Genomic DNA, 14139 nt, shown 5'->3' with positions numbered 1-14139 from the left:
AGATAAATACAGTAATTGTTTGCTTAGTTGACCCCCAGCTAAGCAAACAATGATTTCTTTTACTATACTTATAAACTATAAAAAAATCAATAGAAGGTGAACGAGATGGAAAAGTTATTAGAAATAGCAAAAAACCCTGAACCATTTGAGAAAGGAACGCAAGAAATTTGGCTTGATCCAGATAGAGCTGACCTTGTTTTGAAGTCTCATTTTGATGAGAATATTCCTGGTGGGAGTAGGGAGAGCAGTTTTATTGATGGAACTGTTGATTTTATTAATAAAATTGCACCAGTAGAGAAGTTTAAAAAGGTTATTGACTTAGGTTGTGGCCCAGGACTCTATTCTCAAAGGTTAGCAATACAAGGGTACGACGTTGTTGGTGTAGATTTTAATGAAAAATCAATTGAATATGCAATTAGTGATGCGAGAAAGAAGGGTTTAACAATAGATTATAGGATTGAAAATATTACTAACATTGAGAGTCAAAATGAGTTTGATCTTGCTCTACTTATTTATCAAATTTATAGTGTCTTTAGTCCAGAGGATAGGAAAAAAATTCTTAGCAATATCTATCGTGGTTTAAAACCTGGTGGGTTAGTTCTTTTAGATGTGTTATCAGATGCTGGTTATGAAAACTTTCAAGAGAATTTAATGTGGTCTCTATCTAGAAAAGATAATTTATTTTCGGATAGGAAACATTTAACTTTATACGCTGCATTTAAATATCCTAATAACGTTACTTTGGCAAAAAATGTTCTAGCTTTTGGTGATGGCGAGATAGTGAATTATAATTATTGGAATCAACATTTCAGTATTGAAAGTCTAGAAAAAGAAGTGAATGATGCTGGATTTACTCTTCAAAAGGTGTATGCAGATGTTAATGGGGGAGATTACGTAATCGATAGCGAGTCCTTTGCGGTAGTTTTAAAGAAAAAATGAAAAAAGTGATAATTATCAGTTAATTATAAGGGTATAGAATATGTATTTTTCTCAACTAGAATTTTAAATAGGACTTTCGATATTACATTTATATCTAAAACGAGTGCATTTAATGGTTAAGAATCGTTAGAATCCAGTGTTAGCCATAATAGATGAATAATGCAATACTTATGCTAACACTGAATCCTAAAGTAAAAGGGTATTAGTATCCTATGAAAATATAAATTTTACATATGTATTATAAGTGTTTAATAAGCTGCATAAAAAACTTTGAAGAAAAGGATAATTCAAATATGAAAACACTATCTGTTAAGCAATTCATAGATATTTTAAATAGATACAGACCTTCTAAGTGGCTACTCAGCATAGCGTTTATACTATCAATAATTCAAACTGGTTTATCACTTGTGGTTCCATTAATTTCTAAGGAACTTATTGATATATTAGTTGTTAATGAATTTAATATGCTTATTATATTGGGCTTAATACTTGTTTTTATTTTACAAGTTTCACTTTCTGGTATTTCTCTTTATATGATGATGTATATTGGTGAAAAAATAATTGTACGTCTAAGAGAAGATTTGTGGAGCAGGATAGTAAGATTTCCAGTAAAATTTTATGATGCAAATAATTCAGGTGAAATTATGAGTAGAATTACGAATGATACTAATGTAATGAAAAGTTTTTTCGTAGATCACTTGATTCCATTTTTTACTGGATTGATTACTATTGTAGGTTCTTTGATCATTCTTTTTCTTATAGATTGGACAATTGCGCTTATTTTTCTACTTGTTTTTCCCTTAGCATTTTTGGTTTTAAGCCCACTGGGTAAAAGGATGTATAGTGTTTCAAAAAATTTGCAAAATGAAACTGCATCATTCCAAGGAGATCTTGGTAGAGTGTTAAGTGATATTCGTTTAGTAAAGCTTTCAGTTGCTGAAAATGAAGAAGCAGCTCAAGGTGGGAAACGTGCAAGAAGATTGTATAGGTATGGTTTAAAATCTGGAAAGATAATGGCGATGGTACTCCCTCTTATTACAACAACAATTCTTATGGTATTGGTTTGTATATTTGGTTATGGAGGCTATAAAGTTGCAATGGGTTCTTTGTCAACAGGAGAACTAGTAGCTATTGTGTTTTACCTATTTCAGATTATGGCTCCAGTAACATCAATGGCTCAATTTTTTACTCAATCTCAAAGAGCAATGGGAGCAACAGAACGTGTTAATTCATTATTAGAGGAGGAACTTGAAGGAGGTATTATAACAAACAAAGATAATGCAAATAAAGAAAATGAAGTTGGAATTACATTTTCTAATGTTGCGTTTTCATATAGTGATAAAAGAGAAATATTAAATAATGTTAGCTTTATAGCTAAAGGATGTCAAAAAACAGCAATTGTAGGAGAAAGTGGAGCGGGAAAAACGACTTTATTTTCTTTACTTGAACGATTTTATAATGTTACAAATGGGGACATTCATCACAATGGGAAATCCATATATTCCTATCAGCTCAATGAATGGAGAGAAAAAATTGCATATGTTAGTCAGGATTCACCTATTATGGAGGGGAGTATTAGGAGGAATTTAGTATATGGAGTAAAGAGGGATATAAGTGAGTTCAATATTTTTGATGCTCTAAAAAAGTCCAATCTAGATTCTTTTGTTTCATCACTACCTCAAGGCTTAGATACGGAAGTTGGTGAAAGAGGGATTCGTTTATCAGGTGGGCAAAAACAAAGAATTGCAATAGCTAGGGCTATTATACGAGATCCAGAAATTCTACTATTAGATGAAGCTACTGCTCATTTGGATGTTCAATCTGAGGCACTTGTTCAAGAAGCCTTAAATAATTTAATGAAAGATAGAACTACAATAATTATTGCACATCGTCTTTCAACGGTTATGGACGCAGATTGCATCGTTGTTATACAAGATGGTAAAGTATCTGGTTATGGCCCACATCATGAACTATATAAAACAAATCAGTTATATCAAAAATTAGTCGACCAACAAACAATTTCTAACACTTTCGATGTGACTGTGAAACAAAGTTTAACCGCTTTAAAAAATTGAACCATTTCACCCCGTTGAATAAGAATATCTACAGGGGTGTTTTTTCTGTCTAAAGTAACTAGAAAATATAAAATTAATAAATAGGTTAATGAAGTTGGTATGCAGTAAAAATAAAATTGTTTAATACCGTATATCGAATCTACAAAAGGATGAGGTCACGAATGATAAAATTGAAGTCATGCGTATTGGCATGAAGTATGAAAGATTAAATCATTCCAAAAATAACCTTTTTCCTCGTTAGAATAAAAAATGGGCAACCGACTGAAGGTACAGCTGAATAATTAATAGTTTGAACCCAACTTTTATATAGATGCTTTCATTTATCGTAAAATATGGGGTTGTTAGGTCTTTTGGTCAATTAAGGGTATTTTACAGTTTGTTATATGCTTATGGAATCCAAGGATAATAACCACTGTACTTCTATTATAAGAAAGTTTAAAGTTTGTAAATACTCAAAATGATGAAGCATGAGAGGAGACGTGTTTAAATGGGAGGCAAAAAAAAAACTCATAATATTAATTTAGCTAGACGCTGGATAATCACAATTGGTATATTTTTAAGTGTTCAATTGATATTTATAGCTGTTGATGGTACTTCCCTGGAGCCAAAGATGAACGATAGTGGGGACTTAATTCCTAGGATAGGTAGTTGGGTTTTGGAATCAAAGTTCTTTAATGAATGGATTGCCCCTTATTCTTACCCATTTTTTAATATACTTATGACAATTCACGTTATTGCTATGTTCATACTAGCAGTACATGACATCATTTCATATAAACTTTTAAAAAAGTGAAGAAGAGTGAGTGGTATGAAAATAATTATTTCTAACAGTTCAAAGGTGTTGATTTATGAACAAATTACCAATCAAATTAAAGTATCTATTTTAGCAGGGGAACTTATAGGCGGGGAAAGGGATTCATTGCATGCATAATCTCGTAAAGAATTTACAAATTAGTTTTATAAAGACAAAACGTGCTTACGAGGAATTGAGAGAGGGCGGACTATATCTATTCCATTGTCGGAAAAGGATCTATCATTGCAGATTAAAATTTAGAAGTTATAAGAGAGAAGAAACTTTAAGATCATTAAGGGGAAGTTGATTGTAGTTATAGCAAATATTAGAGAAATTAGTCTATCACTTTATGAATTGAAAGGTATATTTAATGTAGATAGAATTCAAAAGGATAGATTTAATTTAGACGGGAGAGAAGCAAGCATGTAAGAAACATAAAAAAGAGCCAGCCCCAACGATGAGACTGACTCTTTTTTACTAACTAGTTTAATACTTTAACTGTAACTGTTTTACGTCCCCAGTTACTTGATGTACCTTTGTCTGGCATTAAAACGTCGATTTTATTTCCTTTAATAGCTCCACCAGTATCACCAGCGATTGCTACTCCGTAACCTTCAACCCATACTTTTGAACCTAATGGAATGACACTTGGATCAACTGCGATTAGTTTCATGTTTGGATTAGCTGTTAAGTTGTGACCTAAAGCTGATTTTACTTGGTCGCCTGCTTTATAACCATTTTCAAGTGGATCTGCTGTGTAAGCTGTTGCTACAACACGTAATTCACGAGAAGATGATGGTGCACTTGTTTCAGTTTCTTTTGCAACAGGTTGTTGTGTAGCTGGTTTTTGAGCTTTAGCCGCTTCACGAGCTTTAGCTGCTTCTTGAGCTTTAGCCGCTTCACGAGCTTCAGCTGCTTCTTGAGCTTTAGCTGCTTCACGAGCTTTAGCTGCTGCTTGAGCCTTAGCCGCTGCTTGAGCTTCAGCATCTGCTTGAGCTTTAGCTGCTTCACGAGCTTTAGCTGCCTCTTGAGCTTTAACTTCTGCTTGAGCTTCAGCATCTGCCTGAGCTTTAGCTGCTTCTTGAGCCTTAGCTGCTTCACGAGCTTTAGCCGCTTCTTGAGCTTTAACTTCTGCTTGAGCTTCAGCTGCTTCGCGAGCTTTAGTTGCTTCCACTGCTTTAGCTTTTGCTTGAGTTTCAGCTACTTCCTGAGCTTTAGCTGCTTCACGAACTTTAGCTGTATCTTGAACTGTAGTCGTTTTTTCAACTTTAGCTACTGGTTGAACTTTAACTGGTGCTTTACCTGTTAAGTAAGGAACATGAACATAAGCTGTTTTTCCGTTATATTCAAATTGAATCCAATCATTTTGTACTTGGTGTGTTGTTTCAATTACATCATCTTTTTTCAACTTACCAAGAATCTCTGAGTCTGTGTTTGCCCCAGCACGTACGTTTAATACGTTTGCTGTTACGTAGTAAGTGTCTTTTGTATAGTCAGCGCTTATGAAAGCTTCTTTACCGCTATTCAATTGAACTTTTGACCAACCATTTTCTGTATGTAAAACATTTACTTTATATCCATCTAATAATTTTCCTACAACTTTTGATTCAGTAGTTGGGTTTTCTCGTACGTTTAGTACGTCAGTCGTTACGATTGTTTCTGCTTTAGCAGATGTTGTGAAAATCCCAAGACCAAAAACCGCTGCTGTTGCTATACCCATAAATTTTTTCATAATAGCCTCCATTGCATTTGTTTTCGTTGACCTCATTATAGCAACCATTATTTTCTTATTTGCGAAAAACATAAAATTACAAAGCTTTCGTAACGGGGCATTAATATTCTGTAACAATTCCATAAATATCCTGATAGCGCTTCCTTGTTGTTTTTTGGCGTATTAGGGCATATGAAACACAAAATGAGTAGTATTTCAATTACTGTAACGTTAATAATGTTACGGTAATATTTCTTGATGATATCTATAGTGTTACAAAAATAGCTTATTTTACTGTTTGAATGGAAATTTAGTTATGAAACGATAATCTTTTTAGGCGTGAAAATATATAAATGAGGTGAAATTTAATAAAATATCGATATAATTGTTACAAAATCAGTCGAAGTATGGAAAAAATTACGCCTTGATTTTCGTCTGTTACATAGTATTTTTGCAATAATAGAATTAGATAATAGCCTTAGTACCTATAAATAATGAAGAGTATTAGAATGATAGTTGTAACGTGAAACATATATAATAGAAGAAACTCAATTTAGTAGATAAATAAAAAACGCAGGAGTGTAAACTCCTACGTTTTTGTTTATTCATATCGTAAACATTCAATTGGATCCAGTTTGGCAGCTTTGTTAGCTGGCAGTAAACCGAATATAATACCGATTAACATTGAGATACCTACTGCAAGAAGTCCAAGTTCTTTTGAGACAACGAGTGGCCATCCAGCAAAGATTGAGACGATCCAAGCGAAGAAAATACCGAGCATGAATCCGATGAAACCACCAAGTCCTGTTAATATACAAGATTCGATTAAGAATTGTGTTAATACTTTACCACGTGTTGCACCAAGTGCTTTACGAATACCAATCTCACGTGTACGTTCTGTTACAGATACGAGCATGATGTTCATTACACCGATACCACCAACAAGTAAGGAGATAGCGGCAATACCACCGAATACCATTTTCATCATACCGATTGATTCGTCTAGTTGTTTCGTAAATTCACCTAAATCTTGTGCTTCGAATTTGTGCTCAAATTTAGGAGCTTTCATTTCGTTTAAGACAGAAACAGCTTGTTTTTCTACACTTTTACGTTCTGTCGGAGAGGTCATCGTTAATCTTACAGAGTCATACTCATTTACTCCTGAAATGACAGGCGCATTTTCAAGTGATGTATAACCTTCAGGCATAGGCATTCCAAAGTCATTTTTCGTTTCGTATACACCAACTATTTTATACGGCTTTCCTTTTATATCTGTGTATTGATTTGATTCCCAACCACTACTAAATAATTTGTTGAAAGCTTCTTCATTTAATATAACAGCAGGGATTGCTTGATTTAGTTCACTGTCATTTAATTCACGACCGTGAACTAATTTTATTTTCGAATCTGTCATAAAGGCGCCTGTTCCACCTTTTAAATCAAGATTTACATCTTTTGAACCAGCAGATGCTTTTACTTTCATACTTACGTCTGGATACACATCTTTAACGCCTGGTACAGTTTGCAGACGGTTTAGCATATCAGGTGTGATTTTGGCACTATCTGTTCCGTAATCAGGATTGTTGTAGTAAATCGTTACTTCGTTATCTTTTCCTTGGCCTAATTCTTTTTTAAACTTTGCGTTTGTACCATCACCCATTGAAATGATAGTAATAATGGCACTAATACCGATAATAATACCTAACATCGTTAAGATAGAACGCATTTTATGAGCAAAGATAGAGGAAAGGGCCATGCGTATATTTTCACTCGTATTCAAAATTAACCTCTCCAATCTTGGACGATATTTCCGTCACGAATTACAATTTGACGTGCTGCAGCTTCCCCGATTTCACGGTCATGGGTAATCATAATGATTGTTGAGCCTTGTTTATTTAATTCGTAAAAGAGGTCCATAATTTGTGTACTTGTTTTCGTATCAAGTGCTCCCGTCGGTTCATCGGCTAAAATGAATTTCGGGTTATTTACGATTGCACGGGCAACGGCGACACGTTGCTTTTGACCACCGGATAATTCGTTCGGTAAGTGAGTAGCGCGATCAGCTAAACCGACTTTTGTTAAAGCAGCTAATGAGCGCTCGCGTCTTTCTTTTTTATCGACTCCAGCGTAAATAAGAGGTAGTTCTACATTTTGAAGCGCTGTAAGTCTCGGTAATAACATGAAGTTTTGGAATACGAATCCGATCTCTTTATTACGTACGTGTGCAAGTTCTGTTTCAGACATGTTTGAAATATTTTGACCGGCTAGTTCGTACGTACCTGTCGTCGGTTTATCTAAGCAACCGATAATGTTCATTAATGTTGATTTACCAGAACCAGAAGGTCCCATAATAGAAGTGAATTCTCCTTGGTTCAGTGTTACGTCAATTCCGTGTAATATTTGAACGGATTCTGCACCATTTTGGAAGGATTTCGTGATGCCTTTTAAGTTAATCACTGGGCGACAACCTCCATACCATCTTTTAAGTCTTTTTCAGGTTTAGAGATAATTTCCTCTCCTTTTTTCACTCCAGAAACTTTTGCTTCGCTATCAGTCTCGAATTCAACAGTAACTGCTTGTTCTTTCGCCTTACCGTCTTTTACAACGAAGACAACATTTTTGTCACCTTTTTTCACGATACTGCTTTTCGGAACAATTGTACCAGTTGCTTCGCCAGATTTACTTGTTACGTAAACGTGGAAGCCGTTTTGTAATTCGTCACTATTATCTAATGTGACAGTGAATTGATAGTTAGAAACAGTTTTATTTTCATCCATGCTCTTTAATGGTGTAGAACCGATTTCTGTTACTTTTCCTGTCCAAGTCTTACCAGCGACAGTTTTTGATGAAACAGTTACTTCTTGCCCAACTTTCATACTAGCAAGCTCATATTCAGAAAGTTGACCTTTTACCTTAAATTGACCAGCGTGACGAAGAGTAACTCCGCTCATACCTGTTTTTTCGTCAGCAGTTTTCACGATATCATCAATTACGCCATCAGCAGGACTTGTTACAGAAAGAGTGTTTACTTTCTCTTTTGCTGTTTTAATCATTTCATCAGCTTTTTCAACTTCAAACTTTTTCATTTCAAGTTGTGATTCTAATTGCCCAACTTCAGCTTCTGATGCTTTTAATGCTTCAGCAGGAAGGCCTGCATTTTTATCTTTTTGTAATTTTTGTTTCGCCGCATCAATTTGTTTTTGGAACAACGTTACTTCTTTTTGTGCGATTTTCTTTTGCATTTCTGCTTCTGTTACACCTTGTTTAGCAGTCGGGTCATTGTATTTAAATAGAAGCTGCCCCTTTTTCACTTCATCGCCTTTTTTCACAGCTAATTCATATGTTCCTTTTGTTGGATCGAATGAAATAGTTTCAATTCCATTTGGAATAACTTCGCCACCAAATTTTTGCGCGTTTTGGATTTGTTTTTCAGTTACTTTATATCCGCTATATGCCATTGCTACTTCTGAACCGCCCCCAGCAAATGCAAAGTATGATCCAGCTGCAATTCCGATTGCTACTACACTAGTAATTAACACTTTATTTTTCTTTTTCATCTATTTATCACCTTTTCGTTCGTTTTAGTATCTACATTAAGTATAGAAGAGGTGAAGAATCTGACAAATCGTTTTAGCTTACAATAACCTTACAGTTTTGTAAGGTATGAATATGTAAATGTAAGGTAGAGGTTGTCCTATTGTAAGCAAATGAATTGACTCGTTGTTTCTTTCTTACAATAATATTGTATGAAGGAGAGGAGGAAGGAAGATGGAAGCTTATTTTAGTGCGCATCCATTAAAACCGTTTATTCCATACTCAAGGCAACATGCCATTATATTATTTATTATGTTGGTGGGGATATTTTTTCTGTATCAATACCAAGATTTATTACGTCAAAATGAGTGGAATATAACGGTTCGATATGCGATTGCATTTTTATTTATAGGTAGTGAAATTGGGCTTCATATGTGGGAGTGGAAAGCGGGGATTTTTGAGCTAGCTACTTCATTACCGTTTGAGTTATGTACAATTAGTTTGTTGTTAGCGTCGATTATGATTGTAACGAAAAGTTATCGAATATATGAGATTGTATTTTTTACGGGAATTATTGGTGCATCACAAGCTATTTTAACACCAAATTTGCAATATGCTTTTCCGCATTTTCGTTTCATTGAATATTTTATCGCGCATGTATTGCTTATTTGGGCACCACTCTTTATGACTTGGGTGGAAGGCTATAGACCGACCTTGCAATCTATTAAGCGTACGATGATATTTTTAAACATATTGATTCCGCTTGTTTCGTTTGTGAATTATAAAACAGGTGGTAATTATATGTTTTTAGCTCATAAGCCAGAAACAGCTTCATTACTCGATATGTTAGGACCGCATCCTTACTATATTATTTCATTAGAACTCGCAGCACTTATTGGATGTTTTATTTTATATATGCCGTTTGCGAAAAGAGAAAGGCATGCGCATAAAGAATCACTAGGATCATAACCTAGTGATTTTTTACGTTTGAATATTTACAATTCAGAAAATTAAGAATAAAATTAGAGGGTAAAATATAAAGAGAGAGAAGGGAAAACGTGGTCAAAAAAGTTTTTCTGAATGGGATGGAAGTGACAATTCAATTTATTATTTCGATCTTGGGGATTATTATGTTAGGGGCTCTGCCGAAATTGTTTTATGGATTTAAGCTGGATGTATCAAAGTACATACAGAGTTTAAAAGAAGTGTTTGTGAACTTAATGGATATTTCCAATTTGCAATATGTGAGAGGTAAATTTTTATTTCCGCAGCTGTTCGTCCATTATAAAGAAACGATTATTATTTTTTTAGCTGCTTTTTTTATTTCATTATTTGTAGCATTTTGTATTGTTTATGTCATTATGAGTAGTTCACCGCGTATACAACATCGAATTAAATCATTTCTCATCTTCCTAGAATCCATTCCAGATATCCTCCTTATTTTAGTATCACAAATTTTAGTTGTATGGTTTTTTAAACAAACAGGTTTTTTACCTTTTCAAATTGCTTCAATTGGAGGCGAGTCGATTAGAGGGTTGCCAATATTGTGCTTGAGCATCCCGACTACGATTATGTTTGTAAAAATGGTCGTGCTTCGTTTTGAAAATGAACTAGAAAAAGATTATGTACTATTTGCTAAGGCGAAGGGTTTAGGGCGTTTTCATATTTTAAATCGTCATATTTTACGAAATGTGTTGCTTAGTACACTATTCTTTGCGAAAACGAATATCTTTTTTATGTTATCTAATTTATATATTATAGAATGGATTTTTAATACGGGTGGTATTTTTATGTTTTTGAAATCGTATGAGGGTATTAGAGTTGAGGTTTTCATCGTTAGTATGCTGCTTATATATATCCCGATATTTATTTTATTCAAGCTGTTTCATTATTTCATTCCAGCTGCGATGAAGGAGAGATTATAATATGTGGATGTATATAAAACGCGATAAAAGATTTTGGATAAGTATTGGATTTCTTCTCATATTAGTTCTTTTGAGCATCGGAAATACGTTATGGAATGATGGACACATTAGACAAGTTACATTGCAATATGATGCGGATGAAAATCCACAAGTGCCACCGTTTTCACCTTCATTCCAATTTTTACTCGGGACAGATCGGAAAGGATACGACCTTTTACATTTAGTTATTGAAGGCGCGAAGTGGACGATTGGTATATCTATTTTAATTGCGGCACTTAGAATGGTAATAGGTGTGTTCTTTGGTGTTGTACTTGGAACATATGTAAGAAGAGGTTTTTCAAAGATTGAGGCTTTTTTTGATAGTTTCACAGTTATTCCGACAGTTATGATTGCGTATTTTTTTCTTCAATTTGTAAATCTATTTGGAAGCGGAGAGGAAACAACAAGCTTTTTTGAAAGAGCTTCGTTTCAAGTTGTATTACTTGTAATGCTTGTAATGCCAGTTATTGCACTGTATGTTGCGAAGGAAGTTCGTAAATTACAAACAGAAGAATTTGTTGATGCCGCGCGCATATTAGGCGGCTCGAGAAGACGTATTGTTATAAAACATCTTTTTCCGCATCTCTATATGACTTTTATACTCGTATTTCTTCAACAGTTTACGCAGACTCTTACTATTTTACTGCACTTAGGGTTACTGGAAGTATTCTTTGGTGGAACAGTTAGTTTTTTGGGGCCAGTGGAAGAAGTGGAATCTTATACGCATGAATGGTCAGGTTTAATTGGGGTATACTTTAGGTCATTAACAGTGCATCCATGGATTCCTCTCGTACCAATTACATTTTTCGGCCTAACTATTTTTTCAGGAAATATGATTGTGAAAAGTATAGAAGAGGCGATGTTGAAAGTAAGGTTAGGAGGAGAGAGAAAGAGGAAACATGTAGAAGAGGAACAATCTGCTTTGCAGTCAAAAGAAGAGTTATTTACTTTTAAGCATACGATGTGAAGAGAAAGAAGAAGCAAGCATGGATTTCATGCTTGCTTCTTTTCTTTATTTTGTAGAAACTTCACCTGCAGCTTCTGTTTGCGGAATAAAGTATCCAATTATACCACCGATTATTGCTGGAATGATCCAGCCAATTCCTAAGTTATAAAAAGGAATCGTGTGTACGATATTAGCGATAAAATCTGGTATCATTTCCACATTATCAAGTGCGTGAATACAGCTAATAATAAATGCTGCGATCATCGCTCCGATGTAGACAGAAGGTTTACGTTTCGTATATTTATCGATAAATGATACGAAAATTAAAATGATTGTAATTGGGTACAAAATAATTAATACAGGTAGTGTGATTTTAATTAATAAGCTTAATCCTAAGTTTGAAATAACGAAACTAAAGATACAAACGTATAGCACAAGCTTTTTGTATGAAACATTTGTTAGCACTGTTGTGAAGTAATTTGCAAATGCACTTACAACGCCAATTGCCGTTGTTAAACAAGCGAAGATAATGGCGATACTTAATAAAATATTACCGCTTGTCCCAAAGAATTGATACATAACAGTAGCTAATAGTTGACCACCGTTTTCGAATTGCCCTAAGTTTCCGTTTGAAGCTCCGATATAACCGAGTAAAAAGTAAACAATTGTTAAGAATAGAGCAGCGATACTTCCGCAAATGATTGTATATTTCGCGATAGATTTCTTCTCTTGTATACCGTTTTGACGAATTGCATTTACAACAATTGTTGATAGTACGAGAGCGCCAATTGCATCTAACGTTAAAAATCCTTCAATAAATCCTTTGAAAAACGGGATGTCTTTATAGTCACCGATAGGCTCTGCAAACGTTCCTGGTGAAAGAATCGCTTTTGTTGCCATAATTGCAATAATTACAAGTAAAATTGGCGTTAATATTTTACCGATATGATCTACTAGCTTGGATGGATTTAATGATAAGAAGTAAACGACTGTAAAGAAAATCGCACTAAAAACTAACATAGAATACCATTGATCTGGGAAAAGTGGTGCAATCCCGATTTCATAAGATACAGATCCAGTTCGTGGAATAACAAATAGTGGGCCGATTGAAAGATAAATAATGATAGCGAATACTGCTGCGAATTTTGGATGAACACGGCTCGCTAAAGTGTTAAAACTACCACCAGCAAGGGCAACAGCAACGATAGCAAGTAAAGATAAACCGACGTCTGTAATAATAAATCCTGTAATGGAAACCCACATATTTTCTCCGGAAGAAAGACCAAGAAGGGGCGGGAAAATCATATTACCAGCACCGAAGAAAACTGCGAAGAGTAATAAACTAATCGAAAGTATTTGCGCTGGTTTCAAAGTTGTACGCATATAAAGAAAATCCTCCTAATGAGTATTTTTGTCGAAAATTCAAATAATTTGTCGAGTAACTGTTATTATTTTAAAGGTCTGATGACTAGAAAGCAATAGGGAATTTTGAAAAAATTAAAAAATAATGCATTAAATCGAATAAATATACTATTTGTATGTTTAATAGGAAGGATTTAACTTTTAACGTAAAAAAACACATATCGCTAGGATATGTGTTTTAAAAATATATTTTTTTATCGCGTTCTTCTTTTAAAATTTCAACGGCTTCTCGGAAGCGTTGTGAATGGACAATTTCTCGTTCGCGTAAAAAGCGTAAGCTGTCATTTATGTCGGGATCGTCAGATTGGTTGATAAGCCATTGATATGTGGCACGCGCTTTTTCTTCAGCCGCAATATCTTCGTATAGGTCGGCAATTGGATCACCTTTAGCTTGTATATAGGTTGCAGTAAATGGAACACCAGCTGCGTTATGGTAATGAAGTGCGCTGTCATGATCGACGTAATGAGGGTCGAGACCAGCTGCCTTCATCTGTTCAGGAGTCGCATCTTTTGTCAGCTTATAAACCATCGTAGCAATCATTTCAAGATGCGCAAATTCTTCTGTACCAATATCGGTAAGGAGGCCAATGACTTTATCCGGGATTGTATAACGCTGATTTAAGTAACGTAGTGCAGCAGCTAATTCTCCATCTGCACCACCGTATTGCTCAATTAATAATTTTGCAAGTGCTGGATTACAAGTTCCTACTTTAACAGGGTATTGTAATTTTTTTTCATAAATCCACATAGTTTCT

Annotated in this window: 12 protein-coding genes and 1 pseudogene; 7 read left to right on the top strand and 6 right to left on the bottom strand. The window is 34.6% G+C overall.

The window, feature by feature from the left end; all coding sequences use genetic code 11:
• Window positions 1-105: 105 nt before the first annotated feature.
• From MKY38_RS18045 to MKY38_RS18030, 4 genes and pseudogenes are all read left to right on the top strand, one after another.
• Window positions 106-939 carry a class I SAM-dependent methyltransferase gene (locus MKY38_RS18045; protein WP_098225451.1) on the top strand — a complete coding sequence of 278 codons (834 nt, stop codon included), beginning with the start codon at window positions 106-108 and terminating at the stop codon, window positions 937-939.
• Between the two features lie 293 nt (window positions 940-1232).
• A complete protein-coding gene (locus tag MKY38_RS18040; protein WP_075396503.1) occupies window positions 1233-3014 on the top strand; it encodes an ABC transporter ATP-binding protein in 1782 nt (593 codons plus the stop codon).
• Window positions 3015-3501: 487 nt separating this feature from the next.
• Entirely contained in the window at window positions 3502-3807 is a 306-nt protein-coding gene (locus MKY38_RS18035) for a YfzA family protein (protein WP_098225452.1), read from the top strand.
• A 15-nt stretch (window positions 3808-3822) separates the two neighbouring features.
• A pseudogene (locus MKY38_RS18030) lies at window positions 3823-4236 on the top strand (GntR family transcriptional regulator).
• A gap of 52 nt (window positions 4237-4288) precedes the next feature.
• Here MKY38_RS18030 and entC read toward each other — a convergent pair.
• The 4 genes from entC to MKY38_RS18010 form a co-directional block, all read right to left on the bottom strand.
• Window positions 4289-5662, bottom strand: coding sequence for a cell wall-binding protein EntC (entC, locus tag MKY38_RS18025; RefSeq protein WP_114555738.1), 1374 nt, complete (start codon window positions 5660-5662; stop codon window positions 4289-4291).
• A gap of 457 nt (window positions 5663-6119) precedes the next feature.
• Complete coding sequence (locus MKY38_RS18020; protein ID WP_001986269.1) at window positions 6120-7274, bottom strand: ABC transporter permease; 1155 nt, start codon at window positions 7272-7274, stop codon at window positions 6120-6122.
• Between the two features lie 26 nt (window positions 7275-7300).
• On the bottom strand, window positions 7301-7975 hold the full coding sequence (locus MKY38_RS18015; RefSeq protein ID WP_000609100.1) for an ABC transporter ATP-binding protein: 675 nt from the start codon (window positions 7973-7975) through the stop codon (window positions 7301-7303).
• A complete protein-coding gene (locus MKY38_RS18010; RefSeq protein ID WP_065224708.1) occupies window positions 7972-9075 on the bottom strand; it encodes an efflux RND transporter periplasmic adaptor subunit in 1104 nt (367 codons plus the stop codon). Before MKY38_RS18010 ends, MKY38_RS18015 begins: the two co-directional genes overlap by 4 nt.
• Window positions 9076-9286: 211 nt before the next feature.
• Between MKY38_RS18010 and MKY38_RS18005 the strand changes: the two genes are divergently transcribed.
• The 3 genes from MKY38_RS18005 (at window position 9287) to MKY38_RS17995 (ending at window position 11983) form a co-directional block, all read left to right on the top strand.
• On the top strand, window positions 9287-10021 hold the full coding sequence (locus MKY38_RS18005; protein WP_016109278.1) for a YwaF family protein: 735 nt from the start codon (window positions 9287-9289) through the stop codon (window positions 10019-10021).
• Between the two features lie 89 nt (window positions 10022-10110).
• Window positions 10111-10977, top strand: a complete 867-nt coding sequence (locus tag MKY38_RS18000) for an ABC transporter permease subunit (protein ID WP_065224706.1) — start codon at window positions 10111-10113, stop codon at window positions 10975-10977.
• A gap of 1 nt (window position 10978) precedes the next feature.
• Window positions 10979-11983 (top strand): ABC transporter permease, encoded by a 1005-nt coding sequence (locus tag MKY38_RS17995; protein WP_065224705.1) that lies wholly within the window; start codon window positions 10979-10981, stop codon window positions 11981-11983.
• A gap of 45 nt (window positions 11984-12028) precedes the next feature.
• On the opposite strand, the gene brnQ2 is transcribed toward MKY38_RS17995, so the two are convergent.
• Together brnQ2 and cotJC are read right to left on the bottom strand one after the other, a co-directional pair.
• Complete coding sequence (brnQ2, locus tag MKY38_RS17990; protein ID WP_065224704.1) at window positions 12029-13345, bottom strand: branched-chain amino acid transport system II carrier protein BrnQ2; 1317 nt, start codon at window positions 13343-13345, stop codon at window positions 12029-12031.
• A gap of 217 nt (window positions 13346-13562) precedes the next feature.
• The gene (gene cotJC / locus MKY38_RS17985) at window positions 13563-14132 is read right to left on the bottom strand and encodes a spore coat protein CotJC (RefSeq protein ID WP_000265277.1); all 570 of its coding nucleotides are present in this window, start codon (window positions 14130-14132) and stop codon (window positions 13563-13565) included.
• Window positions 14133-14139: the final 7 nt, after the last annotated feature.

Source organism: Bacillus sp. FSL R5-0585 (genome assembly GCF_038004545.1).
Lineage (GTDB): Bacteria > Bacillota > Bacilli > Bacillales > Bacillaceae_G > Bacillus_A > Bacillus_A cereus.
This window is presented reverse-complemented; position numbering and strand designations above follow the sequence as displayed.